This is a genomic window from Nakamurella leprariae (assembly GCF_016918035.1).
Taxonomy (GTDB): domain Bacteria; phylum Actinomycetota; class Actinomycetes; order Mycobacteriales; family Nakamurellaceae; genus Nakamurella; species Nakamurella leprariae.
The window spans coordinates 71,959-96,187 of record NZ_JAERWK010000026.1 but is presented as its reverse complement, the minus strand read 5'-3'; the positions used below and the strand labels follow the sequence as shown (position 1 = coordinate 96,187).

Here is a 24,229-nt window from a genome sequence, read left to right as displayed (position 1 = left end):
CGGGCCCTGACGCCGACCGGGCGGCCCGGCAGGATGGGGGCATGGTGCTGATCGGCTTCCATGCCTCGCACGAACAGGTCCATCCGGCGGTGCTGCGCGATTCGGCCGTGCAGGCCGAGCAGGCCGGGTTCGACTCGGTCATGTGTTCCGACCATCTGGCGCCGTGGACGCACAACCAGGGCCATTCCGGCTTCACCTGGTCCTGGCTGGGCGCGGCCCTGCAGGCCACCGAGCGGATCCCGATGGGTTCGTTCCACGCTCCCGGCCAGCGGTACCACCCGGTCATCTCGGCCCACGCCATGGCCACCCTGGCCGCGATGTTCCCCGGGCGGCTGCCGTGGGTGGCGGTGGGCAGCGGCGAAGCGATGAACGAGCACGTCACCGGCGACCGCTGGCCGTCCAAGCCCGAGCGGATGGAACGGCTGCGCGAGTGCGTCGACGTCATGCGGGCCCTGTGGCGCGGTGAGGAGGTCAGCCACCGCGGCCACGTGACCGTCGACCGGGCCCGGTTGTGGTCGCTGCCGGAGGTGCCGCCCGAGCTGGTCGCCGGCGCGGTGAGCGCCGAGACGGCGGCCTGGGCGGCCGACTGGGCCGACGGGCTCATCACCGTCAACCAGCCCGTCGAACAGTTGCGCCGGGTCGTCGGGGCCTACCGGGACGCCGGCGGCCGGGGCCCGCTGCGGTTGCAGGTGCACCTGTCCTGGGCGCCGGACGCCGACGAGGCGCTGGCCATCGCCGTCGACCAGTGGCGCGGCAACTGCGTGCCCACCGACCTGTCCTGGAACCTCGAGCATCCCGAGCAGTTCGAGGCGGCGACGCGGTACGTGCCACCGGAGGTGGTGGCCGAGAACGTCCGGGTCTCGGCCGATCTCGCCCAGCACACGGCTTGGCTGGCCGAGTACGCCGAGCTCGGCTTCGACGAGCTGATGCTGCACTTCGTCGGTCAGGACGACGACGCTTTCATCGGCGCGTTCGCCGAGCACGTGCTGCCGGTGCTGCACGCCGGCTGATCCACCGACCGGACCTTCGACCTGCGAACAGGAGCTGCCCGTGCGCGCCACGCTGACCGGTGACGTCTGGTGGAAGAACGCGGTCGTCTACTGCCTGGACGTCGAGACGTTCTTCGACAGCGACGCGGACGGCATCGGTGACCTCGCCGGTCTGTCCGAGCGGCTGGACCACCTGGTCGACCTGGGCGTCGACGTCGTCTGGCTGATGCCCTTCTACCCGACCGCGAACGTCGACGACGGGTACGACATCACCGACTACTACTCGGTGGACCCGCGTCTGGGCACGCTCGGCGACTTCGCCGAGTTCCTGCGCACCGCGCACGAGAAGGGGCTGCGGGTCATCGCCGACCTGGTGGTCAACCACACCAGCAGCGAGCACCCGTGGTTCCGCGAGGCCCGGTCGTCCCGGGACTCACCGCGCCGCGACTGGTACGTGTGGCGGGACGAGCCGGGTCCCGAGCAGCCGGGCGACGTCGTCTTCCCCGACCGGGAGAACAGCATCTGGACGCTGGACAAGAAGAGCGGGCAGTACTACCAGCACCGCTTCTACCGCAGCCAGCCGGACCTGAACGTGGCCAACCCGCGGGTGCGGGACGAGATCGCCCGCATCATGGGCTTCTGGATGGCGCTCGGGCTCTCCGGCTTCCGGGTCGACGCGGTGCCGTTCCTGATCGAGACGCAGTCCGCGGACGGCAGTCCGGGCACCTCCGAGGCGCTGCCCGACCCGCACGACTACCTGCGGGACCTGCGGGCGTTCCTGAACCGGCGTCACGGTGGCGCGGTGCTGCTCGGTGAGGTCAACCTCAGCCACCAGGACGCCCGCGCGTTCTTCGGTGACGAGGACGGCGACGAGATCACCATGCTGTTCGACTTCCCGACCATGCAGGCCATGTACCTGGCCCTGGCCCGGTCGGACGCCGGACCGCTGCGCACCGCACTGTCCGGACGCCCGCCGACGCCGGACGACTCGCAGTGGGCGGTGTTCGCCCGCAACCACGACGAACTGACCCTGGACAAGTTGAGTCTGGCCGAGCGGCAGCAGGTGTTCGACGCGTTCGGCCCGGACGAGTCGATGCAGCTCTACGGGCGCGGCCTGCGCCGCCGGCTGCCCAGCATGCTCGAGGGCGACCAGGACCGGATCCGGCTGACCTACAGCCTCACCCTGTCCCTGCCCGGCACGCCGACGCTGTTCTACGGCGAGGAGATCGGCATGGCCGAGCAACTGTCGCTGGACGGCCGGATGGCCGTGCGCACCCCGATGCAGTGGGCGCCCGGCGAGCTCGGTGGGTTCTCCGCCGTCGACGACCCGGACCGGCTGTGCCGGCCGTTCCCGGATCCACCGTTCGCCCCCGACCAGGTCAACGTGATGGCGCAGCGGCACGACCCGGAATCGTTGCTGAGCTGGATGCGGCGGCGCATCCGGACCTACCGGGAGTGCCCGGAGCTGGGCTGGGGCACGGCCACGGTGCTCGACCATCCGCTGGCGACGGTGTTCGCGCACCGCTGCGACTGGGAGGGCGGCACGGTCCTGCTGGTGCACAACCTGGCCGAGGAGCCGGTCACCGTCGCGCTGACGCTGCCCGACCGCGTCGGCTCCGAACTGGTCGACCTGTTCGACCCGCAGCGGCGCGAGCCGGTCGGCGAGGACGGTTCGGTAGGAATCGATCTCGGCCGGTACGGCGGTCGCTGGTTCCGGCTCATCCGCCCCGGCGCGCTCCGCCTGGTCTGACCGGCTCGCACCGTTCCGATCCACCCGGGAACCTCGACCCGGGCCGGGGCGGGGATCGCGGGGACCGGCGGGTCACTGCAGCGGGTCGTGTCCCCAGTCCATCAACGACCACCGCCACCGGCTGTCCTTGATGTCCTCCTCGCTGGGCTCCTGGGCCGGGTGCCGCTCCACGGAGCCGACGACCGTGCGCGTGTGCTGATGGTCGTCGTCGGTCGGGTCGGCCACCTCGGCCAGCGTGATCTCGACGATGCGCCGGCGCGATCCGTGACCGACGCTGTCGCTGTCCTGGCCGACCGACTCCTGGCCGACCGACTTCGATTCGTCGGTGTCCGATCACTTCTCCAGCTCGGCCGGGCTCATGTTCATCACATCACCGAACCCGCTGCGGATCTGGGCGTGGTCGTCGTCCTTGCTCATGGCGCGGCGGGTTGCCCGCCCGGACGGGCTCACGCCGGTCCGGCACCCAGCAGCTCGACGGTGACCGGGTCGGCGCGGCCGTCGTACCAGCGGTCCAGCACCCGGCGGAACACCGCGACGTCGTCGGGGGCGTCGGCGGCGTCGGCCGCCGCGGCGAACAGGGTCATGCTCGAGCGGAGCTTCACGGAGTCGATCCCGCCGAGCAGCGCCTGGGCCGATTCGGCCGGCGCGTCGGCCACCAGCTCCGCTGCAGCGCGCAGTCGGGCCCCCAGCACCGGGTGGTCCAGATAGGCACGGGCCGCATCCAGTGTCTCGATCGCGTAACGGACGGCCGTGGGACTGGACCCGAGTCCGGCCAGTTGCGGGAAGACGAACCACATCCAGTGGGTCCGTTTGGATCCCGCGCGCAACTCGGCCATGGCCCGCTCGAAGGTCCGGTCGGCGTCCTGAGCTGCGACGAAGCGTCGGGCGTCCAGTCCGGTCGCGCGGTCGGACGGATCCGGGTGATCGGGTCGGTCGCCTCGCGGCGTGCTGATCATCGGCTGCCTCCCTGCTGGTCGGTGATCGTCCCGTTCGACGTGCGCGCGGCGTTTGACGGACACAGAATCGTGGAAACGATCGGGTGACGATCTTGTGTACTGCGTTTGACAACCCTGCACTGCAGGTCAACTGTTGGTGTCCCAGCCGACCAGCGGGCATGCACCGATGTCACTGCCGGCCAGCCCAGTCGCCAGTGACGGCCCTCGGGTCCTCCGGGCAGGAGGTTCGATGTGAGACGACGACGCCGACTCGGACTGCTTGCCGCGGTGATGGCTCTGACCATCCCGCTGGCGGCCTGTGGCAGCGACTCCGGGCCGCCGGTGTTGACCTGGTTCATCAACCCGGACGACGGGGGCCAAGCCGACATCGCCCAGATGTGCACCGACGAGGCTGCCGGCGCGTACACCATCCAGACGTCCGTCCTCCCGCGTGACGCCGGTGGTCAGCGCGAGCAGCTCGCGCGACGCCTGGCCGCCAACGACTCGTCGATCGACCTGATGAGCCTGGACCCGCCGTTCATCCCCGAGCTGGCCGAGCCCGGGTTCCTCGCGCCGGTGCCGGACGACGTGGCACAACGCGTCTCGGAGAACGTCGTGCAGGGCGCCCTGGACGGTGCCTCCTGGCAGGACACCCTGGTGACCGTCCCGTTCTGGGCGAACACCCAGCTGCTCTGGTACCGCAAGTCGGTGGCCGAGGCGGCCGGTCTGGACATGAGCCAGCCGGTCACGTGGCGGCAGATCATGGACGCGGCCGAGTCCCAGGGCAAGCTGCTGGGCGTCCAGGGCGCCAAGGCCGAGTCCCTCACGGTGTGGATCAACGCCTTGGTCGAGTCGGCCGGCGGTTCGATCATCGCCAACCAGGCCGAATCGGCCGACCAGGTGCAACTCGGCCTGGACTCCGACGCGGGGCGCCAGGCGGCCGAGATCATCGGCGAGATCGGTCGTGGACCGTTGGGCGGCCCCGGCCTGCCGACCGCGAACGAGAACGCATCGCTCACCCTGTTCCAGGGGGACCAGGCCTCGTTCATGGTCAACTGGCCGTTCGTCTGGTCGGCCATGAACGCCGCGGTCGAGGCCGGCACGCTCGACGCCTCGGTGGTCGAGGACACCGGCTGGGCCATCTACCCGGGCGTCAACGACGGTGAGGAGTCGGCGCCCCCGTACGGTGGCATCAACATCGGGATCGGCGCCTTCAGCAACCACGTCGACCTGGCTTACCAGGCGGCGGAGTGCATCGTGACCCCGCAGCACCAGGCCTTCTACTTCGCCACCAACGGCAATCCGCCGTCGAACACCACCGCGTTCGACGATCCGGAGGTGCAGGACGCCTTCCCGATGGCCGACACCATCCGGCAGTCGCTGCAGCAGGCCGCCCCGCGGCCGCAGACGCCGTACTACAACGAGGTCTCCCTGGGCCTGCAGGAGACCTGGCATCCCCCGGCATCCGTCACGCCGGAGACCTCGCCGCAGGCCGCGACCGACCTCATCACCGCCGTGTTGCGAGGGGACCGATTGCTGTGACGTCATCCGCGACCATCCCCGCCGCCGGCACGCCGGCGGCCACACCTCCGCAGCGCAACGGCAAGCCGCGGCGCAGTGAACGCGCCCGCGCCGAGGCGCGACTCGGCTGGTGGCTGGCCGGCCCGGCCTTCGTCATCATGCTGGCCGTCACGCTGTACCCGATCCTGCAGGCCCTCTACGACTCGCTGTTCCGCTACCGGCTCACCGCGCCCGGTGACCGAGAGATGGTGTGGTTCGGCAACTACGCGGTCATCCTGGGCGACAGCGTGTTCTGGTCCGCCCTGCTCGTCACCGTGGTCATCACCGTCATCACGGTGCTGATCGAGCTGGTCCTGGGCTTCGCCCTGGCCCTGGTCATGCACCGGGCGCTGACCCAGCTCCGCGGTCTGCTGCGCACCGCGATTCTGGTGCCGTACGGGATCATCACCGTGGTCTCGGCGTTCGCCTGGTTCTACATGTTCGACATCACGTCTGGCTTCGTGAACAGCTGGTTCAGCTGGGTCCCCGGCATCGACGCCGACCTGAACTGGTTCGCCAGCCAGGGCACCAGCCTCTTCGTGATCATCGCCTCCGAGGTCTGGAAGACGACGCCGTTCATCTCGCTGCTGCTGCTGGCCGGCCTGGCCCAGGTCTCCGGCGACCTCGAGGAGGCCGCCGCCGTCGACGGAGCCTCGTGGTGGCAGCGGCTCTGGCGGGTCGTCATCCCGAACATGAAGGCGGCCATCATGGTCGCGGTGCTGTTCCGGGCGCTGGACGCGTTCCGCATCTTCGACAACGTGTTCATCATGACCAACGGCGCGAACGGCACCGAGGTGCTGTCGCTGCTCGCCTACCGGACCTCCATCGGCCGGCTGGAGATCGGTATGGGCTCGGCGATCTCGGTGCTGCTGTTCCTCTGCGTCATCCTGATCTGCTTCATCGCCATCAAGCTGTTCAAGGTCGATCTCTCGAGCGCGCGGGGTGGTAGCTGATGAACACCGGCAAACTGACCACGTCGCAACGCATCTGGTGGGCCATCGGGACGATCGTGGTGCTCGTCTGGGCGTTGTTCCCGGTCGCATCGATCCTGGCCACCTCGTTCAAGCTGCCCAGCGAACTCACCCTCGGCACGTTCCTGCCCCGCACCTGGACGCTGGACAACTACGAGCAGATCCTCGCGCCCAGCGGCGCGGCCCAGGACCTGTTCCTGTCGGCCCTGCGGAACTCGGTCGGCATCTCGCTCATCGCCACGGCGATCGCGGTGGTGCTGGCGACCCTGGCGGCGTACGCGATCGCCCGGCTCGACTTCCCCGGCAAGCGGATCATCCTGACCACGGCGCTGGGCGTCTCGATCTTCCCGGTCATCTCGATCGTCACGCCGCTGTTCAACCTGTGGCGGTCGATCGGCCTGTACGACACCTGGATCGGCCTGATCATCCCCTACCTGTCGCTCACCCTGCCCATCTCGATCTGGACCCTGGCCGCGTTCTTCCGGCAGATCCCGTGGGAGTTGGAGCAGGCGGCCCAGGTGGACGGGGCGACCAACTGGCAGGCGTTCCGCAAGGCGATCGTCCCGCTGGCCGCGCCCGGCGTCTTCACCACTGCGCTGATCGCGTTCTTCATCGCGTGGAACGACTTCGTGTACGGCATCTCGCTGACCTCGACCGACGCGGCCCGGCCGGTCCCGGCCGCCCTGGCCTTCTTCACCGGCGCCTCGCAGTTCGAGTCCCCGGTCGGGGCCATCTCCGCCGCGGCCATCGTGGTGACCATCCCGGTGGTCATCCTGGTGGTGCTGTTCCAGCGGCAGATCGTCTCCGGCCTGACCCAGGGCGCGGTGAAGGGATGACCGTGCCGGGCCGTCCCGGGCCTGCCTTGTCCGACGCTTCCGACCCGACCCACTGACCGAGGAGCCCCGATGGCGGCCATCACCCTGCGTCACATCGTCAAGCAGTACGGCGACGGCTTCCCGGCCGTCAACGACGTCAGCCTGGACATCGCCGACGGCGAGTTCGTCATCCTGGTCGGCCCGTCCGGCTGCGGGAAGTCCACGCTGCTGCGCATGATCGTGGGCCTGGAGGACATCACCTCCGGCGACCTGGAGATCGGCGGGCGGCGGGTCAACGAGGTGGCCCCCAAGGACCGCCAGCTGGCCATGGTCTTCCAGAACTACGCCCTGTACCCGCATCTCACGGTGTTCGAGAACATCGCGTTCCCGCTGCGGCTGCGCAAGAGCGAGTTCTCCGAGGAGCAGATCAAGCAGAAGGTGGAGGCGGCGGCCGCCACCCTCGAGCTGGGCGAGCACCTGCAGCGCAAGCCGGCCAACCTCTCCGGTGGCCAGCGGCAGCGGGTCGCCATGGGCCGGGCCATCGTCCGCGAGGCCGAGGCGTTCCTCTTCGACGAGCCGCTGTCGAACCTGGACGCCAAGCTGCGCGGCCAGATGCGGACCGAGATCTCCCGCATGCAGCGGCGGATGGGCACCACCACCGTCTACGTCACCCACGACCAGACCGAGGCCATGACCCTGGGCGACCGGGTCGCGGTGCTGCGCCGCGGTGTCCTGCAGCAGGTGGCCAGCCCGCGCGCGCTGTACGAGCAGCCGGTCAACCTGTTCGTGGCCGGGTTCATCGGGTCCCCGCCGATGAACTTCCTGCCCGGCGAGGTGCACGGCAACCGGCTCCGACTGCCGTTCGCCGAGGTGGAGATCCCGCAGCACATCGCCAGCCGGCTCAAGGAGGGCTCGCTGGTCGTCGTCGGCATCCGGCCGGAGCACTTCGAGGACGCCTCCGTCCTGGAGGAGCACCGCAGGGCCCAGGGCGTCACCTTCGACGTGGACGTCGACGTGGTCGAGTGGCTGGGAGCGGAGTTGTACGCGTACGTGCCGTTCAGCATCCAGGGCGACGTGGCCCGCAAGCTCGAGGAACTCGACCGCGAGCTCGACGGTGAGGGGATGCGTACGCAGCTGGTCGCCGCGCTCAGCGCGGACAGCCGGGTGCGGGACGGCGACCGGGCCCAGCTGTGGTTCGACCCGAGCCGGCTGATGATCTTCGACCCGGAGACCAGCGAGAACCTCAGCCACAACGCCGAGGCGGCCCAGGAGATCGACCGTCGCAACGAGCAGGAACGGCGTGCCTCCATCGAGCGCGCCCACCAGCGCGAGCTGCAGCAGCGGGGGCAGACCGTCGCCGCGTCCTGAGCCGATCCGCAGCACCGGACACCGGTCGCACCCCCTCGGGTGCGGCCGGTGTCGGTCGTTCCGGGGGCGATGAATCCGGTCCGCGGCCGTCGGTGGTCGCCGAGCGATGATTCGGGCGGGCCACACCGGTCTGTCCCGGTGTCCGCCCGTCCCGCGGTCGCTCCGTCGTGCCTGTCCGGCCATCCGGGCTCGTGGACGCGGCGGGCCGCCAGCGTCCACCGGGAGCAGCCGTGGCCACGTCGTCCATCTACGTCAACCTCCCGGTCGCCGAGCTCGAGCGCTCCAAGCGCTTCTTCACCGGGCTCGGGTACCGGGTGGAGCCGTCGATGACCGACACCAACGCCGCCTGCATCGCGATCAGCGACTCGATCTTCGTCATGCTGCTGGTGCACCCGTTCTTCGCCAACTTCACCAGCAAGCGGATCGCAGACACCTCCGCGACTGCGGCAGCCATCCTGTGTCTGTCCACGGACGAGCGCGCGGAGGTCGACGAGCTGGTCGACCGGGCGCTGGCCGGTGGCGGCAGCCGCTCCGCCGACCCGATGGATCAGGGGTGGCTGTACTGCCGCAGTTTCCAGGACCCGGACGGCCACCTCTGGGAGGTCATCTGGACCGACCCCGCCGGGCCGTCCAGGTGCTGACGCGCCGTCCGGCGCGCGCCGGGTCCTCGCCTGCCGCCAGATCGTCCGGGTCGTCGACGTCGCCGAGGACCGCTCGCCAGAACGGACGCACGGCGGGGATGTCGACGGCGTCGACGGCCAGCACCAGCCGGGTGACCGGTCGCCGGCCTGCGACGGGGACCGTGGCGACGCCGGCCTCGCGGGTCGTCACCCGCTCGGCCAGGTCCAGGTCGACCTCATCGAGCCCGCCCGTTCCGACCACCTCCGGTTCCACGCGACGCGCCGTCACCCACGCGCGCAGCTGCGGACGGTGGTCACCGGCAGCGACGGCGGCAGCCGGGGTCGCGCGACGTCGGATCGGGCATGGCCATAGCGTGACACCGGCACCGTCGCCGCACCCGCCCGGAGATCACGGAGGATCACCCATGCACACACGCACGCTCGGTCAGGGTCTGCAGGTCTCCGCGATCGGACTCGGCGCCATGGGGATGTCCCATGGCTACGGGCCGCGCGACGGGGCCAGCCGGGACGACCTCATCGCCGTGCTGCGCGGCGCCGTCGAGCAGGGCGTCACGTTCATCGACACGGCCGAGGTCTACGGGCCGTTCGTGAACGAGGAGCTGGTCGGCGACGCCCTGGAGCCGGTGCGGGACCAGGTGATCATCGCCACCAAGTTCGGCTGGAACTTCGTCGACGGCAAGCAGACCGGGCTGAACAGCCGGCCCGAGCACATCCGCCAGGTCGTCGAGGAGTCGCTGCGCCGGCTGCGCACCGACGTCATCGACCTGCTGTACCAGCACCGGGTCGACCCGGAGGTGCCGATCGAGGACGTGGCCGGCACCGTCGGTGAGCTGGTGGCCGCGGGCAAGGTCCGCCACTTCGGCATGTCCGAGGCGGCCGCGGGCACCCTGCGCCGAGCCCACGCCGTGCACCCGGTGACCGCGCTGCAGAGCGAGTACTCGTTGTGGACGCGTGATCCCGAGCCCGAGGTGCTGCCCACGTGTGCCGAGCTGGGCATCGGGTTCGTGCCGTTCAGCCCGCTCGGCCGCGGCTTCCTCACCGGCGCGGTCGACGCCTCGACCACCTTCGCCGAGGGTGACATCCGCGCCACCATGCCGCGCTTCACCACGGAGAACCGCGAGGTCAACACCGCCCTGGTGGCACACGTGCGCGACCTGGCCGAGCGTCGCGGTGCCACACCCGGTCAGATCGCGCTGGCCTGGTTGCTGGCCCAGCAGCCGTGGATCGTGCCGATCCCCGGCACCCGCCGTCTGGCCCGGGTGATCGAGAACGCCGGCGCCACTGAGGTGGCCCTGTCGGCGGACGACATCGCCGACCTGGACGGCATCGCCGCCCGGATCGGTGTGGCCGGTGACCGGTACAACGCGGCCGGCCTGGCCATGGCCGGCCGCTGAGCGGCGTCGGGCCGGGGTGGCCGGTCAGGCCGGGCGGCTGCCGACCAGCCGGGCGAAGGCGATCACGTTCGAGGTGTAGCTGCTGGCGTCCGGGTCGAACTGACCGCCGCAGGTGATCAGCCGCAGACCCGCGTGGTCGAGGTTGCCGTACACCTCACGGGTCGGGAACTCCGCCTTGAGCACCGAACGGACCGCCTCGATCCGGAACATCGCGACCAGCCCATCGGCCCGGGTCACCTCCACCTCGTCACCCGGATGCAACGCACCGAGTTCGTAGAACACCCCCGGACCGAACTGCTTCGTGTCGACGTGCCCGAGGATCACCGACGGACCGAGCGCGCCCGGGGACGGTGACCGGTCGTACCAGCCGGGGGTGCTGGCCGGGTCGTCCAGCGGCGGGACCTGCACGGTGCCGTCCGGGTTCTGGCCGAGTTCGAGCATGCCGATGTCCACGCCGATGGCCGGTATGCGCATCGAGACCGGGGGCGACGCCGGCAGGGTCGGGCTGGTCGGCGTGGCGTCGGCGGGCGGGACGAGCGCGGTGGTGGACCCGCCCGGTGGCGCGGTCGCTCCAGGCCCGCCCGGGTCGGCCCCGGTCGTGGCGGCGTCCGCCGGGATCGGGACCGGCGCCGGGGTCGCGGTGGTGTTCGTTCCTCCGCCGGACCCGGGTGCGCGGACGTCGAGGGTGCCGGCGACCTCGGGCCCCGGTTGCGGAGCCGTCGTCTGCGGCGTCCCGCACCCGGCCAGCACGGCGACGGCCGCGACGAGCAGCGCGACCAGTCCGGTGCACCATCCGACCGGCCAGCGGCCGCGCGGCTGCTGCCGCGCGACCGCCGGTTCCCCCGGTCCCACCCGTTCCCCCGGTCCTGGTACGCCGAGCCGATCGGTCACACGGACGCCGATGACCCGTCCCCGGTCACGTCCGCCGACTCGGTCACGCCCGCCGGGCGGTCGGCCCGGCGCCGCTGCACGGTCGCCGCAGCCACGCCCGCCGCGGCCAGGGCAGCCACGCTGCCCGCCGTGATCAGACCGGACCGATCGGTGCTGACGGTGGACCCACCGCCCGTCTCCGGGGCACCGCTGGGCATGCCACCGGCCATCTGCGAGGGCGCCAGGAACGGTGCCACCGCGGCGAGTACCTCGGCCTTCTCGATGGGCGTCTCGAATGCGCCGCGGTAGACGCCGCCCTCGGCCGGCAGGCCCAGCAGCATGGCCACGACCGCCGCGTGCCGGGCCTCCACGCCGAAGATGCCGGCCGCAGCCGCCAGGATGGTCTTGTCCTGGATGAACCCGGCGGCACCGAGATACGCCCCGACGCCGACGTTCTCGAACGTGACACTGGTGGTCAGGTAGGAGTCGCGGCTGGCGAAGGCGTCGCCGAAGTCGACCCACGGCTGCTCGACGGGAGTGCCGCCCAGCTGCTGGATCGTCTGGGTCAGCGCGGTGACGTGGGCCTGTTCGTCCTCGCCGACCTGGGCCAGGTACTGGGCCTCGATCCCGGACAGCAGCCCGGCGCTGTTGCCCTGCCGGTAGAACTCGGCCTCGAGGTACTCGAGGGTCAGTGCGTAGTTCAGCACGTCGATGTCAGACGCGAAGTCGCCCGGGGCCGCAAGTGCCCACCGGTGGTTGAGGGCGCCCAGCGCGGTGGCAGGGGCCACCGAGGACAGCTGGCCGTGGACCAGGTCCTGACGGGACTGCCGCAGCAGGAATGGGTTCGACATGAGCGGTGTCCTTCCGGGTCAGCTGATCAGCGGGGTGACGGCGGCGAGCACCTGCTCCTCGGACGCGGCCTTCTCGACCGGCGCCGGGAACGGGTCACCCTGGAGCAGGGCGGCGATCACGGCGGCGTGCCGCGACTCGACGCCGGCGATGGACGCAGCCGCGGCCAGCACGTCGGCGTCCTTGATGAGCGGAACTTTGCCGTGGTACGCGGTGACTCCGAGTTCCTCGAACTGGGCCGCGGTCTGCAGGAACGAGTCACGGCTGGCGAAGGTGCCGGCCGGGTAGGTGATCTTCGGCTTGGCCACCGGTGTCCCACCGAAGGCGGTGAGCGCCGCGGTCACCGCGTCCACGTGCTGCTGCTCATGGTCGCCGATCGGCGTCACCAGCTCCAGCTCCCGGTCGGTGAGCAGGCCGGACTGCAAGCCGGTGGCGTAGAAGTCGGCCTCCAGGTACTCGAGGGTCAGCGCGTAGTTCAAGATGTCCAGGTCGGACGTCTCGATCGCGGCCAACGCCGCCGCCCGTGACCCAGGAACCGTCGCGGCCCCGGCGGCCGGAGCCGACAGCACCCCACCGGCCACGAATCCTGCTCCCACGCCGACGATCCCGGCGAGTCGCAAGAACTCCCGCCGTTGCAGGCCGGTCTGGAACTCCACCACCGGCCTGCCGCCGAACATCTTCCGTCGCATCGCCTGCACCCCGTCTCGGTCGCACCGTTGGTACCCGGTCGCCGGTCGTTCGGGGCGCGCTGCAGGACGGATTGGTGGCCGCGGGAATCTGCTGGAGGATCGCCCGGTCGGGCGCGCCGACCGCAGGTCCGGTGACGCTCAGTGGTGCTTCGGGGTGCGGACCACCACGACCGGCACCTGCGCCTGGGTGATCAGCGCCTGACCGGTGGAGCCGAGCAGCAACCCGGCGAACCCGCCTCGCCCGCGGCTGCCCACCACGATGAGGCTGGCCGGGCCGCCGGGCGCTCCGGGTCGGCCGTACCGCAGCAGCGCCGCGGAGGGCCGGTCCAGCACCACCTGCTGCCGCACCCGGACGTCCGGGTATCTGCCCGTCCATCCGGTGAGACGGTCCGCCAGCACGGCGCGCTCGGCGTCCTGCACCTCGAACTGGTCGGTCAGCTGCGCCTCGACCATGGCCGGACCGCCGAACTGCGCGGTCGGCGAGGTGATCACCACCGGGTCGCTCCAGGCGTGCACGGCCAGCACGTCGGCGCCGCTGCGTGCGGCCGCGTCGAAGGCGAAGCCGAGCGCGGCTTCGCTGCCGGGCGAGCCGTCCACCCCGACCACGACCGGGCCGCGCAGGTGCACCGGGTCGGCGATGGACTGGGCGACCACCGCCACCGGGGAATGCGCGTGGCTGGCCACCTGCAGCGCCACCGAGCCCAGCATCACTTCGGCCAGCCGGCCGCGGCCGTGGGTGCCGACGACCAGCAGTTCGGCGCGCTCGGAGGCGTCCCGCAGCGCCAGGCGAGGATCCTGCTCGGCCACCGTGATGGTGATCGGCAGGTCCGGGAACTCGGCCGCTGTGCGGTCGGCGCGGTCGCGCAGCAGCGCCTCGGCGTCCGTCTTGACCTTGTCGTACACCGGCTCGGCGGTGCCGGCGTAGCCACCGAGCCAGGGCGTGGTGGCGTTGAAGCCGAACACCAGCCGCAACGCGGCGGACCGCTGGTCGGCCTGGGCGGCCGCCCAGCGCAGGGCCGCGTCGGCGCCCTCCGACCCGTCCACCCCGACGACGATCTCCGGCTTGCCGTGCGTGGTCATGGTGACCCTCCTGCCGCGAGTCCCGCTGCCCGGCTGGTCACGTCGGGCAGGACGGCGCCGGTCCCGGCCCGCGGACCAAGATCACCGCACCGCTGCCTCCACTGTGCACCTGTGCGCGCGGGCGTGCAGCCCCGGGGTCCCGACCCAGGACCTTGGTCCCGGGTCGGGACGGCCGGTCAGTTGCGCGGCATCGCGTCGGCCGGCGAGAAGTCGGCGGAGGTGTCGGACAGCGCACCGGCGGCCGGCACGCCCTCGTCCGATCCCATCGCCCCGGCCCAGGTCCAGTCACGCACCTCGGGGATGTCGTCCCCGTGGTCACGCGTCCAGCGGCGGGCTCGGGCGCGGGCGTCGACCATCCGCTGCCGCAACTGGGCGGCGTGCGACCGCAGACTGGGCACCCGGTCGATGACGTCGATGACCAGGTGGTACCGGTCCATGTCGTTCATCATCACCATGTCGAACGGCGTGGAGGTGGTGCCCTCCTCCTGGTAGCCGCGGACGTGGATGTTGGCGTGCCCGGTGCGCCGGTAGGTCAGCCGGTGGATCAGCCACGGGTATCCGTGGTAGGCGAAGATGACCGGCCGGTCGGTGGTGAAGACCCCGTCGAAGTCCCGCGCCGACAGTCCGTGCGGGTGCTCGGAGTCGTCCTGCAGCCGCATCAGGTCCACCACGTTGACGAAGCGGATCCGCAGCTCGGGCAGCTCGGTGCGCAGGATCGACACCGCGGCCAGCGCCTCCAGGGTCGGCACGTCCCCGGCGCAGGCGATCACCACGTCCGGGTCGCCGGCCTCGTTGGAGGCCCAGTCCCAGATGCCCAGCCCGCGGGCACAGTGGAACCCGGCCTCGTCCGGCGAGAGCCAATCGAAACACGGTTGCTTGCCGGCCACGATGACGTTGACGTACTGCTCGGTGCCCAGGCAGTGCTCGATGGTCGACAGCAGGGTGTTGGTGTCCGGCGGGAAGTAGGCCCGGACCACCTCGGCCTTCTTGTTCATCACGTGGTCGACGAAACCCGGGTCCTGGTGCGAGAACCCGTTGTGGTCCTGCCGCCAGACGTGGGAGGTGAGCAGGTAGTTCAACGACGAGATCGGGGCGCGCCAGCCGATGCCGTTGGTGACCTTGAGCCACTTCGCGTGCTGGTTGAACATGGAGTCGACCAGGTGGATGAAGGCCTCGTAGCAGGAGAACAACCCGTGCCGGCCGGTCAGCAGGTATCCCTCGAGGATGCCCTGGCAGGTGTGCTCCGAGAGGACCTCCACCACCCGGCCGGAGTGGGCCAGATGCTCGTCCAACTCGGTGATCTCGCCCTGCCACACCTTGTCGGTGACCTGGTAGACCGCATCCAGCCGGTTCGACGCCGTCTCGTCCGGCCCGACCAGCTTGAAGTTGTCCGGGTTCTCACGGATGACGTCGAGCAGGTAGTCGCCCATCACCCGGGTCGGCTCGTGCACCGAGGCCCCGGGCGCGGACACCGGCACCCCGCGCTCACGGAAGTCGCGCAGCCGCAGCGGCTTCCGCAGCAGCCCACCGTTGGCGTGCGGGTTGGCGCTCATCCGCCGGTCCCCGGCCGGGGCCAACGCGCGGATCCGCTCCACCACCGTGCCGTCGGCGTCGAAGAGCTCCTCCGGTCGGTAGGAGCGCATCCAGTCCTGCAGCATCGCCCGGTGCTCGTCGTTGCTGCGGGTCGCCGTCAGGGGCACCTGGTGCGAGCGCCAGGTCCCCTCGTACTGCAGACCGTCGATCATCTTCGGGCCGGTCCACCCCTTGGGGGTGACCAGCAGGATCATCGGCCACGGCCGGCGACCGGTGGCGCTGCCGGACCGCGCCGCCTGCTGGATCTGCCGGATCCGGCCGATGACCCGGTCCATCGTCGTGGCCATCACCTCGTGCAGCACCTCGGGATCGTCGCCCTCGACGGTGAACACCTCGTGGCCGTACCCGGTGAGCAGCGCTTCGAGCTCGCTGCGGTGGATCCGGGCCGGGATGGTCGGGTTGGCGATCTTCCAGCCGTTCAGGTGCAGGATCGGCAGCACCGCACCGTCGTGCACCGGATCGACGAACTTGTTGGCGTGCCAGGACGCGGCGAGCGGGCCGGTCTCGAACTCGCCGTCACCCACCACCGCGGTGGCGATCAGGTCCGGGTTGTCCATCACCGCGCCGTAGGCGTGGGACAGCACGTATCCCAGCTCACCGCCCTCGTGGATCGACCCGGGCGTCTCCGGTGCCACGTGGCTCGGGATGCCGCCCGGGAAGGAGAACTGCCGGAACAACGCCCGCAGCCCGTCCTCGTCCGGCGTGATGTGCGGGTAGAACTCCGAGTAGGTGCCGTCCAGGTACGCGCTGGCCACCGCGGCCGGCCCGCCGTGTCCCGGCCCGGCCATGAAGATGGCGTCGACGTCCTGCTGCCGGATCACCCGGTTCAGGTGCGTGTACACGAAGTTCAGGCCCGGGGTGGTGCCCCAGTGCCCGAGCAGCCGCGGTTTGACGTCGTCCGGGACCAGGTCGCGGCGCAGCAACGGGTTGTCCAGCAGGTAGATCTGCCCGACGGCCAGGTAGTTCGCCGCCCGCCACCAGGCGTGCAGGTCGGCCTTCTCCTGGGGCGACAACGTCGGACCGGCCGCGCCGTCCACAGCGGTGTCGCCGGCGGCACCGGTCATCTCGTCGTCCGTTCGCAGATCGCTCACCGGAACTCCTCCCTGCTCGTCGGCTGGAAGGTTCCACCCTGCACCCGACCCGGCCCGTGGACCACATGATCGCGGTGATGTTCAGGCGAACGCTCGGGAACGGCGCCGGTCAGCGCCCGAGCAGGACGGAAGGCGGCTGCGACATGGTCAAGGTGTCGCGGCCCAGGTAGTCCTCGAGATCAGCCTCGAGATCGTGACGGCGTTCCCCGGTCGTGGGCCGGTCCTCGGATCCGGCGGCGGGGCCGGTGGCGTGCTGGTCCGACTGGATGCGTTCGCCCATGACCATCGTCAGGTGCTCCTCGTGGATCGGGGCCGCACAGCGGGTGTGCACGGTCGCGGACACCGTCGCTGCATCGGCCGGGTGGGGAGGTGCCGCGGGGCCGCGGCGGTCGTCAGCGTCGGGTCCGTGGGCGTCGCGGCCCGTTCGACCCGCTGCGGGGCCGCTCGTGGCGCTCCGGCCGTTCGTGGTCGTCGAACTCGGACGCGACCGCCGACGGGCTGGAGAAGACCGGGTCCAGCGCCAGCCGGGCCGTGTCATCGGCCGGGGTCGGCGCACTCGGGACGGGCGGATCGGAGAACAGGTTCGACATGTCGCCTCCAGGAAGCGCTGGTCGGTGGTCCGCGGCGGGCCACCGGGCCGGGTCGCGGGGCGGAAGTGCGGCTCCGCCAGGCCCCGGCCGCCGGCGGCTCGCTCAGCGCACCTGCGCTGGGTCCGCGATCGGACGGGAGCCGGCTCGCGGGCCGGCGGGCATCGGCGCCGGCGGGAGTCCGCGTCCGGCGATCGACGGGCAGCAGCTCGCGGGCGGCGGACCGGCGACGGGACGGGCGCCGGGAGGGGGAAGGCTGCGCGATGGGCCAGGGACCTGGCCCATCGCGCGGTGGCCGCCGGTGGTCGTCCGCCCCGGAGAGCGGCGCACTCGGCAGCGCGGTGGTGATGGGGGCTGGGTCAGCCGACGATGGTGACCTGAGCGGCCTGCGGGCCCTTGGTGCCCTGCTCCTCGACGTACTGCACGACCTGGCCCTCGTCCAGCGAGCGGTAGCCGTTCGCCTGGATCTGGGAGTAGTGGACGAAGACGTCCGGGCCGTTGCCGTCGGGGGTGATGAAGCCGAAGCCCTTGTCGGCGTTGAACCACTTCACGGTGCCCTGAGCCATGCTGATCTCTTTCTTGGGGGAGATTGTCGCGTCCGAGCGCGGTCGCGCCGACACGGGCTGGACGACGTCCCGACCATCGAAGAGAGGATCCCGCCCGGGCGAACCGGGCGTCGAACACGTACCGAAGATGCAGCCAACCGCGGTCAGTATGACACGAGCCCCCGTGTCGGGGCCGGACCCGCGGTGAACCCCGGGCGAATTCGCGCCCGGTCGCCCGATCGCCCCCGGTCGCCCGGTGGATCGCGGTGACACTCCTAGGCTCCCAGGGTCGTCGCCCGAGCCCCACGCGCCGGCCCGATCGAGTCGCCTCACCCAGTCGCCCCCACCGGGTCATCCCCGCTGTCACCCCCACTGTCACCCCCACTGTCACCCCCGCTGTCACCCCCGCTGTCACCCCCACTGAGTCACCCCCACTGCAGGAGGAACCGCGTTGCCCGTGTCGCCCGTCCGAGCCCTCGTCGTCGGTTGGTCCTCGTTCCGGCACGGCGAGGCCACCGCCGGCGATGTGCTCAGCATGGACGCCGTGTCGCAGGCGCTGACGGCCGCCGGGGTCGACGCCGAGATCGCCTGGAGCGCAGTGATGTGCCCGCCCGGTGGTCTGCGGCTGGACGACGCCGACCCGGACCGCTTCAGCCACCTGGTGTTCGCCTGCGGCCCGCTGGTCGGGCCGTCGATCCCGCAGCTGCACCAACGCTTCTCGCACTGCGCACGGATCGCGGTGGGCGTGTCCGTGCCGGATCCGAAGGACCCGGCGGTGACCGGCTTCCATCACGTCGTGCCCCGCGACGCGGCCGGCGCCCCCACCCGGGTCGACCTGGCCGCGGCCCCGCGGTCCGCCGGGGTCCCGGTGCTCGGCGTGACGCTGGCGTCTGCGCAACCGGAGTACGGGACGCGGCAGCGACACGACCGGGTGACCGCGGCGATCACCGACTGGTTGCCGACCACGGGCGCCGCGGTGCTGCCGCTGGACACCCGGCTGGATCCGCGGGACTGGCGACTGGCTGCCCGTCCCGAACAGTTCGAGGCGATCGTGCGCCGGCTCGACGTGATGGTGACCACCCGGCTGCACGGACTGGTCCTCGCCCTCAAGGCCGGGGTACCGGCCGTCGCGGTCGACCCGGTGGAGGGCGGTGGCAAGGTGGCCGCGCAGGCCGCCGCGTGGCAGTGGCCCGCCTTCCTGCTGCCGCACGAGCTGACCGCCGACCGGCTGGACGAGCTCGTCGCGTGGTGCCGCTCGGACGCCGGGCGCACGGCGGCTCACGCGATGGCCGCCGGCGCCCCGCGAGCGGCGGCGGTCAGCCTCGACGCGGTACTGGCCCTGGTCGTGCCGGCCGGCCTTCACGGCTGAGCGCTGCCGCGCCGGTCACAGCTCCCGCGCGGCCAGCTCGGCCCGCAGGTGCTCGGCGACGGTGCTGGCGTGCGGTTCGCGGATCATCGAACTGTGCTCGCACGCCAGGTCGCGCACCTGCAGCCGCCCGGGCAGCAGTGGCGCCCAGTCCTGCTCGCGGTACGGGTAGTCCTGCGCCGCCAGCAGCAGCACGTCCCCGTCCCACGGCTGCAGCCGGTGTCGCTGCGCGATACGCACGGTGTGGTCGAAGAACGCGTCGAACTGACGCTGACCGCGGAACGGAACCACCCCGGCCAACCGGCCCCGCAGGTGCCGGCCCCACTGCCCCCGCTCCGGGAGACCGGCGGGCAGCGCGCCCCGGAGCGCGCCGGCGATCCTCCCGCTGCGGGGCGCCGCCGCCTCCACCGCTTCCGACGGCGACCGCTGCTGGGAGGCGGGTCCGCCGATCAGGAAGGTGTCCAGCATGGCGACCAGCGCCACCTCCTCGCCGGCCTCGGACAGCCGCCGCGCGGCCTCGAGCGCCAGCAGCCCGCCGAAGGAGTGGCCGAGCAGGACGTAGGGGCCGCGCGGCTGCAGGACGCGCAGCAGGGCCAGGGCACGGTCGGTGGCGGCCTGCACCGTCCGGTCCGGGGTTGCGCGCCACTCCAGGCCGTGCGCCTGGAAGGCGTACACGGGTCGGTCGCCGAGGTGGCTGGCGATCGGCGCGAACCCGAGGGCGAGCGACCCTCCCCCCGCGAAGCAGAACACCGGGGTGCCGGCGCCGCGGCCGCCGAGCGCGACCACGTCGGGATGGGTGGGCAGCGACGAGGTGCCCAGGCTGATCCGCCGGCTGAACTCCCGCAGCGTCGGCGACTCGACCAGGTCGGACGTGACCAGCTGGACCCCGAACCGGTCGGCCGCCGCGGCCAGCATCTGCTCCGCGACCAGCGAGTCGGCGCCCATGGCCATGAAGTCGTCGTCCAGTCCGACCCCGTCCAGCCCGAGCAGCTCGGACCACAGGTCGGCCACCACCAGTTCCCACTGCGTCGTCGGCGGTGCCCCCGCCGGCCGCCGGTGGGCCGGCGGCAGTGCGGTCCGGTCGACCTTGCCGCGTTCGGTCCGGGGCAGCGCGGCCAGAGGCACGAGGACGGCCGGCACCATGTACTCCGGCAGCCGGTCACGGAGCCGTCGCCGCAGTGCGGCGACCGACTCGACCGCCGCCCGCGGGTCCGGAACCACGTAGGCGGCCAGGAAGGTCGGCGCGTCGGGTGTCTTCACCGGCACGACCACGACCTCGTGCACCGACGGCGAGTCCCGGATCGCGTGCTCCACCTCCGACGGATCGACGAAGTAGCCCCGCACCTTGACCGCGGCGTCGTCCCGGCCCAGCAGGGTGAGCACGCCGTCGTCGATCCGGGCCGTGTCGCTCTGCCGGTGGTAGCGCTCGCCGCGCTCGTCGATCCGGAACCGCTCGGCGGTGAGCTCCGGGTCGGTGCAGTAGCCGCCGGAGAGGTAGCGCGAGGTGATGACCAGGTGCCCAGGGGTCCCCTCGGGCACGCGGACGCCGTCCTCGTCGACCAGGTGGTAGTGCTTGTTGGGCACGGGGGTCCCGGCCGGGACCGGTCCGGCCGGGACGGGGTCATCCGCCTCGACGCGGAAGGCGGCGAACGAGGCCACCTCCGACGAGCCGGTGACGTTGACGAACACCCCGTCGTGGGCCATGGCCGGCCGCAGCGCGGTGACGTCGCGGCCGTGCACCGCCTCGCCGGCCGTGGCCACCACCCGCAACGCGTCGAGCCGGCTGCCCGCCGGCATGGCGGGCGCCAGTGAGCGGGCCAGGTGCGGGGTGCAGAAGGTGGCGGTGATCGCCTCCTGTCGGAGCTCGTCGACCAGCCCGGCCACGCCGAGGTCGCGGGGATCGACGACGTGCGCGGTCGCCCCGCACAGCAGCGCGGTGAGCGCGAAGTCGAACCCGGCCAGGAAGCCGAGCGGCATCACCGTGGCGCAGCGGTCGTCGCCGGTGAGCCGCATCGAGGTCCGGATCGCCCATCCGTCGTTCAGGGTCTGGCCGTGGGTGATCACCACGCCCTTGGGCCGGCCGGTGGAGCCGGACGTGAAGATGATCGACAGCGGGTCGTCCAGGCCGACGGCCGGATCGGGCAGGTCCGGGTCGGTCGGAGCGCCGTCGAGCAGGTCGGCCGCGTCGACGACCAGCGGCACGCAGTCGGTGACGGCCGTCGCGGCCCCGGCGTGTCCGGCGTCGGTGACGACCGCCGCGAGCCGGCCCAGGTCGGCGATGGTCCGCAGCCGATCGGCGGGCATGTGGGCGTCCAGCACCACCACGGGACGACCGGTCCTGATCACCGCCAGCATCGTCACCAGGCAGTCGGCGTCGTGCCCGAGCAGCAGGCCGATGGGACCGGATCCCGCCGGGACGCGGCTGCGCAGGGCAGCCCCCAGTCGCGCGGAACGTTCGTCCGCCTCGCGGTACGAGTACGCCCGGCCCGGCGAGGTGATGGCCGGCCGGCAGCCGACGGCGGTGACGACCGCCCGCCACCGGTGGGCCACGGAACGGGCGTCGACCGGATCGGCCAGGGGCGCCAGGGTGGGACGCACAGCGAGCGAGGAGGTCATCGGAGTGGGGTCACCTTCGGGTCAGACGGAGCTCGAACGGTCGTCACGGCCGGGGAACGATGCTGCGCTGCGCACACCCGGCAGACGGTTCGCTGCCCCACCCGGGTGATCTTCGACGGAGCGAAGGCTATGGGTGTTCCGGAGTGTGAACCAGCCCGGATCGGTGTCCCCTCCGGGAATCACCCGATCGTGGACGTCTGCCGGAGGCGCGCAACGCCCGCCGGGTCCGGCGCGTCGACGGACGTCGGTCCGGCCGGAGCCGCCGAGCACCCGTGGTTGACTCGTCACCGGCATGGCCGCCGATCCGGGAGTTCGCGCATCCTGGAAGTGCCCGGGCCGTCGCAGCCGGCGGAATGCCGGGCGGACCCACACCACCGAGGCAGGAGAGACATGCCGGAGTCACGCAAGCGGAAGAAGCCCGCGAACAGGTCCGGGCGACCCGTGACCCGGACCCCCTCTCGGGCCTCGGCCGTGGCCAGCCGACCGAACCCGGTCACCGCGGCGCGGCGGGGTCCGTCGCTGAACGTCATCCTGATCGGCGCGGTGGTCGTGGTCGCCGCGCTGATCATCGGAGCGGTGCTGTGGTTCAACCGGTCCGACGAGGCGGGGCCGGTCTCGAACGAGACGCTGGTCCCGGTGGGCGCGCACACCCTGTCCGAGGGCCAGGGCGCCGACGCCGGCAAGGTGACCCTGGTCGAGTTCCTGGACTACCAGTGCCCGGCGTGCGTGAACTTCTACGAAGGCGTCACCTCGCAGCTGGAGCAGGAGTACGACGGCCGGATCACCTTCGTGGTCCGCAACTACCCGTTGCAGATGCACCCGCTGGCCGTGCCGGCCGCGCGCGCCGCCGAGGCGGCCGGCCTGCAGGGCAAGTGGGCCGAGATGTACCACGCGCTCTACGACACCTGGCAGCAGTGGGCCTCCACCGGGCAGTCGATCAACACCGACCAGGCCGTGGCGACCACCTTCTTCGAGGGGCTGGCCCAGGACCTCGGCCTGGACGTCGCGCAGTTCCGCACCGACATGGCCTCCGATCAGGTGCAGGCCATCGTCGACCGCGATCAGGCCGACGGCACCACCCTCGACGTGTCCGCGACCCCCACGTTCTTCCTGAACGGCGAGGAGTTCCAGGCATCGGGCAGCACCGCGGCCGAGGTGCTGGACTCGTTCCGGGCGGAGATCGACGAGGCGCTCGCCGGATGAGCCGGGCCCTGGCCTGGCTGTACGTCGTCGGCGGCGGCATCGGGCTGATCGCCGCGTTCGCGCTGACGATCGAGAAGATCGAGCGGCTGCGCGACCCGAGCTACGTCCCCAGCTGCTCGTTCAACCCGGTGCTGTCCTGCGGCTCGGTGATGGACAGCACCCAGGCCGCCGCCTTCGGGTTCCCCAATCCCCTGCTCGGCATCGCCGGGTTCGCCGTCGTGGTCACCACCGGCGTCGTCGTGCTGGCCGGGTTCCGGCCGGCGCGCTGGTTCCGGGTGGCCATGAACCTCGGCACCATGGCCGCGGTGGTGTTCGTGCACTGGCTGATCGCGGCCAGCCTGTACGACATCCGCGCCCTGTGCCTGTACTGCCTGGCGGTCTGGGTGGTGATCATCCCGATCTTCTGGTTCACCACGCTGGACACCTGGTCCGGGCTGACCGGGCTGCGCCGCATCGGCGGCGCCGTCCTGGCCCTCTGGTACGTCGTGATCATCGCGCTGATCCTGGGCGCGTTCTGGGACTACTGGCGCAGCCTGATCTGACCTCCGGGCCGGCGCCGTCCCGGTCCTGGACGCCGATCCGGTGACGGCCACACAGCCGGACGGGATCACCGTCACCCGCCCGGCCTAGGATGATCATGCGGCGGTCGCCCATCGTCCGCGCTGGTCACACCGGCCGGGCGGTGCGCGGGCCGCATCCGCACGACTACAGTCGGTTCATGATCCGTCCGTTGCTCCTTGATCAGCGACCCGATCGTGTCCTGTTCGCCGGCCCGGTCGTCGTGGCGACGCCGACATCCGACGACGATTCCGCGAACGGCTGGATCGAGCGGGTGGCGGGCCGGCGCGCCGCGGCGCTCCCGACGCAGGGAGACGGTGACCGAACGCCATGGGACGGCCGTCGGTCCGCCGGCGCAGACGCCCGGCCGACCGTGCTGATCGTGGACGACGACCCGGACATGCTGGAGCTGCTCACCATCTGGTTCGAGGGCGAAGGCAGCACCGTGCTGGCCGCCCGGTCCGCCGACGAAGCCCTGCTGATGAGCCGGGGCGAGCGGCTGGACCTCGCCGTGGTCGACCTGCTGCTCACCGACGGCATGAACGGCTGGGAACTGACCGACCGGCTGCGCGAGCAGCACGCGGGCGCGGCCATCGCGGTCTGCTCCATCCTGGACCCGGCCGACTACCCGACGGTCGACGCCCGGTTGCCCAAACCCTGCACTCGGCAGGACGTGCACGCGCTCATCGACCGGCTCCGCGGACGCTGGGACCCGACCGGCGGGTCCTGACCGGCCGTGCGGTCGCCCGCCGTCGGCGC

General features: G+C 71.8%; 23 protein-coding genes and 1 pseudogene. 12 read left to right on the top strand and 12 right to left on the bottom strand.

What is annotated here, in order from left to right; translation table 11 throughout:
* Window positions 1–41: 41 nt before the first annotated feature.
* Both JL106_RS19225 and JL106_RS19220 read left to right on the top strand, forming a co-directional pair.
* Entirely contained in the window at window positions 42–1,010 is a 969-nt protein-coding gene (locus JL106_RS19225; RefSeq protein WP_205262387.1) for a TIGR03885 family FMN-dependent LLM class oxidoreductase, read from the top strand.
* A 40-nt stretch (window positions 1,011–1,050) separates the two neighbouring features.
* Window positions 1,051–2,739 (top strand): alpha-amylase family protein, encoded by a 1,689-nt coding sequence (locus tag JL106_RS19220; RefSeq protein ID WP_205262386.1) that lies wholly within the window; start codon window positions 1,051–1,053, stop codon window positions 2,737–2,739.
* A gap of 72 nt (window positions 2,740–2,811) precedes the next feature.
* Here the strand turns inward: JL106_RS19220 and JL106_RS19215 are convergent.
* A pseudogene (locus JL106_RS19215) lies at window positions 2,812–3,057 on the bottom strand (DUF3140 domain-containing protein); the annotation flags it as partial.
* Between the two features lie 128 nt (window positions 3,058–3,185).
* Window positions 3,186–3,695 (bottom strand): DUF1810 domain-containing protein, encoded by a 510-nt coding sequence (locus tag JL106_RS19210; RefSeq protein ID WP_205262385.1) that lies wholly within the window; start codon window positions 3,693–3,695, stop codon window positions 3,186–3,188.
* A gap of 231 nt (window positions 3,696–3,926) precedes the next feature.
* On the opposite strand from JL106_RS19210, the gene JL106_RS19205 reads away from it, so the two are divergent.
* From JL106_RS19205 to JL106_RS19185, 5 genes are all read left to right on the top strand, one after another.
* Window positions 3,927–5,216, top strand: a complete 1,290-nt coding sequence (locus tag JL106_RS19205; RefSeq protein WP_205262384.1) for an extracellular solute-binding protein — start codon at window positions 3,927–3,929, stop codon at window positions 5,214–5,216.
* A gap of 14 nt (window positions 5,217–5,230) precedes the next feature.
* The gene (locus JL106_RS19200; RefSeq protein WP_407940211.1) at window positions 5,231–6,187 is read left to right on the top strand and encodes a carbohydrate ABC transporter permease; all 957 of its coding nucleotides are present in this window, start codon (window positions 5,231–5,233) and stop codon (window positions 6,185–6,187) included.
* Entirely contained in the window at window positions 6,187–7,041 is an 855-nt protein-coding gene (locus JL106_RS19195) for a carbohydrate ABC transporter permease (RefSeq protein WP_205262383.1), read from the top strand. The genes JL106_RS19200 and JL106_RS19195 overlap by 1 nt, the downstream gene beginning before the upstream one ends.
* A 69-nt stretch (window positions 7,042–7,110) precedes the next feature.
* Complete coding sequence (locus JL106_RS19190) at window positions 7,111–8,388, top strand: ABC transporter ATP-binding protein (protein ID WP_205262382.1); 1,278 nt, start codon at window positions 7,111–7,113, stop codon at window positions 8,386–8,388.
* A gap of 230 nt (window positions 8,389–8,618) precedes the next feature.
* Window positions 8,619–9,029, top strand: a complete 411-nt coding sequence (locus JL106_RS19185; protein ID WP_205262381.1) for a VOC family protein — start codon at window positions 8,619–8,621, stop codon at window positions 9,027–9,029.
* On the opposite strand, the gene JL106_RS19180 is transcribed toward JL106_RS19185, so the two are convergent.
* A complete protein-coding gene (locus tag JL106_RS19180; RefSeq protein WP_205262380.1) occupies window positions 8,992–9,282 on the bottom strand; it encodes a hypothetical protein in 291 nt (96 codons plus the stop codon). The genes JL106_RS19185 and JL106_RS19180 overlap by 38 nt on opposite strands.
* A gap of 151 nt (window positions 9,283–9,433) precedes the next feature.
* Between JL106_RS19180 and JL106_RS19175 the strand changes: the two genes are divergently transcribed.
* A complete protein-coding gene (locus JL106_RS19175; RefSeq protein ID WP_205262379.1) occupies window positions 9,434–10,423 on the top strand; it encodes an aldo/keto reductase in 990 nt (329 codons plus the stop codon).
* 24 nt (window positions 10,424–10,447) lie between these two features.
* Here the strand turns inward: JL106_RS19175 and JL106_RS22275 are convergent, their stop codons facing one another.
* The 8 genes from JL106_RS22275 to JL106_RS19135 all read right to left on the bottom strand — a co-directional run bounded on the left by JL106_RS22275 (window position 10,448) and on the right by JL106_RS19135 (window position 17,748).
* Entirely contained in the window at window positions 10,448–11,275 is an 828-nt protein-coding gene (locus tag JL106_RS22275; protein WP_205262378.1) for a class F sortase, read from the bottom strand.
* A gap of 35 nt (window positions 11,276–11,310) precedes the next feature.
* Window positions 11,311–12,144: a ferritin-like domain-containing protein gene (locus JL106_RS19165; protein ID WP_205262377.1), complete on the bottom strand. Its 834-nt coding sequence runs from the start codon at window positions 12,142–12,144 to the stop codon at window positions 11,311–11,313.
* 18 nt (window positions 12,145–12,162) lie between these two features.
* Window positions 12,163–12,831, bottom strand: a complete 669-nt coding sequence (locus JL106_RS19160) for a ferritin-like domain-containing protein (RefSeq protein ID WP_205262376.1) — start codon at window positions 12,829–12,831, stop codon at window positions 12,163–12,165.
* A gap of 138 nt (window positions 12,832–12,969) precedes the next feature.
* Entirely contained in the window at window positions 12,970–13,911 is a 942-nt protein-coding gene (locus tag JL106_RS19155) for a universal stress protein (protein ID WP_205262375.1), read from the bottom strand.
* Window positions 13,912–14,087: 176 nt separating this feature from the next.
* Window positions 14,088–16,568, bottom strand: coding sequence for a phosphoketolase family protein (locus JL106_RS19150; RefSeq protein ID WP_205262406.1), 2,481 nt, complete (start codon window positions 16,566–16,568; stop codon window positions 14,088–14,090).
* Between the two features lie 136 nt (window positions 16,569–16,704).
* The gene (locus JL106_RS19145) at window positions 16,705–16,938 is read right to left on the bottom strand and encodes a hypothetical protein (protein WP_205262374.1); all 234 of its coding nucleotides are present in this window, start codon (window positions 16,936–16,938) and stop codon (window positions 16,705–16,707) included.
* Window positions 16,939–16,987: 49 nt separating this feature from the next.
* Entirely contained in the window at window positions 16,988–17,185 is a 198-nt protein-coding gene (locus tag JL106_RS19140) for a hypothetical protein (RefSeq protein ID WP_205262373.1), read from the bottom strand.
* Window positions 17,186–17,541: 356 nt separating this feature from the next.
* Complete coding sequence (locus tag JL106_RS19135; protein ID WP_205262372.1) at window positions 17,542–17,748, bottom strand: cold-shock protein; 207 nt, start codon at window positions 17,746–17,748, stop codon at window positions 17,542–17,544.
* A gap of 436 nt (window positions 17,749–18,184) precedes the next feature.
* Here JL106_RS19135 and JL106_RS19130 point away from each other — a divergent pair, with 436 nt between their 5' ends.
* Window positions 18,185–19,096 (top strand): polysaccharide pyruvyl transferase family protein, encoded by a 912-nt coding sequence (locus JL106_RS19130; protein ID WP_328842595.1) that lies wholly within the window; start codon window positions 18,185–18,187, stop codon window positions 19,094–19,096.
* Between the two features lie 15 nt (window positions 19,097–19,111).
* Here JL106_RS19130 and JL106_RS19125 read toward each other — a convergent pair whose 3' ends face one another.
* Window positions 19,112–21,709, bottom strand: coding sequence for an alpha/beta fold hydrolase (locus tag JL106_RS19125; RefSeq protein ID WP_205262370.1), 2,598 nt, complete (start codon window positions 21,707–21,709; stop codon window positions 19,112–19,114).
* A 441-nt stretch (window positions 21,710–22,150) separates the two neighbouring features.
* On the opposite strand from JL106_RS19125, the gene JL106_RS19120 reads away from it, so the two are divergent.
* From JL106_RS19120 to JL106_RS22270, 3 genes are all read left to right on the top strand, one after another.
* Entirely contained in the window at window positions 22,151–22,912 is a 762-nt protein-coding gene (locus tag JL106_RS19120; protein WP_205262369.1) for a DsbA family protein, read from the top strand.
* Window positions 22,909–23,454, top strand: coding sequence for a vitamin K epoxide reductase family protein (locus tag JL106_RS19115; RefSeq protein ID WP_205262368.1), 546 nt, complete (start codon window positions 22,909–22,911; stop codon window positions 23,452–23,454). Before JL106_RS19120 ends, JL106_RS19115 begins: the two co-directional genes overlap by 4 nt.
* Before the next feature lie 398 nt (window positions 23,455–23,852).
* A complete protein-coding gene (locus JL106_RS22270; protein WP_205262367.1) occupies window positions 23,853–24,200 on the top strand; it encodes a response regulator in 348 nt (115 codons plus the stop codon).
* Window positions 24,201–24,229: the final 29 nt, after the last annotated feature.

What these genes read in the sequence shown, in the direction of transcription:
- JL106_RS19225 (WP_205262387.1), top strand. Translation starts at nt 42, where the DNA reads ATGGTGCTGATCGGCTTCCATGCCTCGCACGAACAGGTCCATCCGGCG.
- JL106_RS19210 (WP_205262385.1), bottom strand. Translation starts at nt 3,695, where the DNA reads ATGATCAGCACGCCGCGAGGCGACCGACCCGATCACCCGGATCCGTCC.
- JL106_RS19195 (WP_205262383.1), top strand. Translation starts at nt 6,187, where the DNA reads ATGAACACCGGCAAACTGACCACGTCGCAACGCATCTGGTGGGCCATC.
- JL106_RS19190 (WP_205262382.1), top strand. Translation starts at nt 7,111, where the DNA reads ATGGCGGCCATCACCCTGCGTCACATCGTCAAGCAGTACGGCGACGGC.
- JL106_RS19175 (WP_205262379.1), top strand. Translation starts at nt 9,434, where the DNA reads ATGCACACACGCACGCTCGGTCAGGGTCTGCAGGTCTCCGCGATCGGA.
- JL106_RS19165 (WP_205262377.1), bottom strand. Translation starts at nt 12,144, where the DNA reads ATGTCGAACCCATTCCTGCTGCGGCAGTCCCGTCAGGACCTGGTCCAC.
- JL106_RS19160 (WP_205262376.1), bottom strand. Translation starts at nt 12,831, where the DNA reads ATGCGACGGAAGATGTTCGGCGGCAGGCCGGTGGTGGAGTTCCAGACC.
- JL106_RS19155 (WP_205262375.1), bottom strand. Translation starts at nt 13,911, where the DNA reads ATGACCACGCACGGCAAGCCGGAGATCGTCGTCGGGGTGGACGGGTCG.
- JL106_RS19150 (WP_205262406.1), bottom strand. Translation starts at nt 16,568, where the DNA reads ATGACCGGTGCCGCCGGCGACACCGCTGTGGACGGCGCGGCCGGTCCG.
- JL106_RS19140 (WP_205262373.1), bottom strand. Translation starts at nt 17,185, where the DNA reads ATGTCGAACCTGTTCTCCGATCCGCCCGTCCCGAGTGCGCCGACCCCG.
- JL106_RS19135 (WP_205262372.1), bottom strand. Translation starts at nt 17,748, where the DNA reads ATGGCTCAGGGCACCGTGAAGTGGTTCAACGCCGACAAGGGCTTCGGC.
- JL106_RS19125 (WP_205262370.1), bottom strand. Translation starts at nt 21,709, where the DNA reads ATGACCTCCTCGCTCGCTGTGCGTCCCACCCTGGCGCCCCTGGCCGAT.
- JL106_RS19115 (WP_205262368.1), top strand. Translation starts at nt 22,909, where the DNA reads ATGAGCCGGGCCCTGGCCTGGCTGTACGTCGTCGGCGGCGGCATCGGG.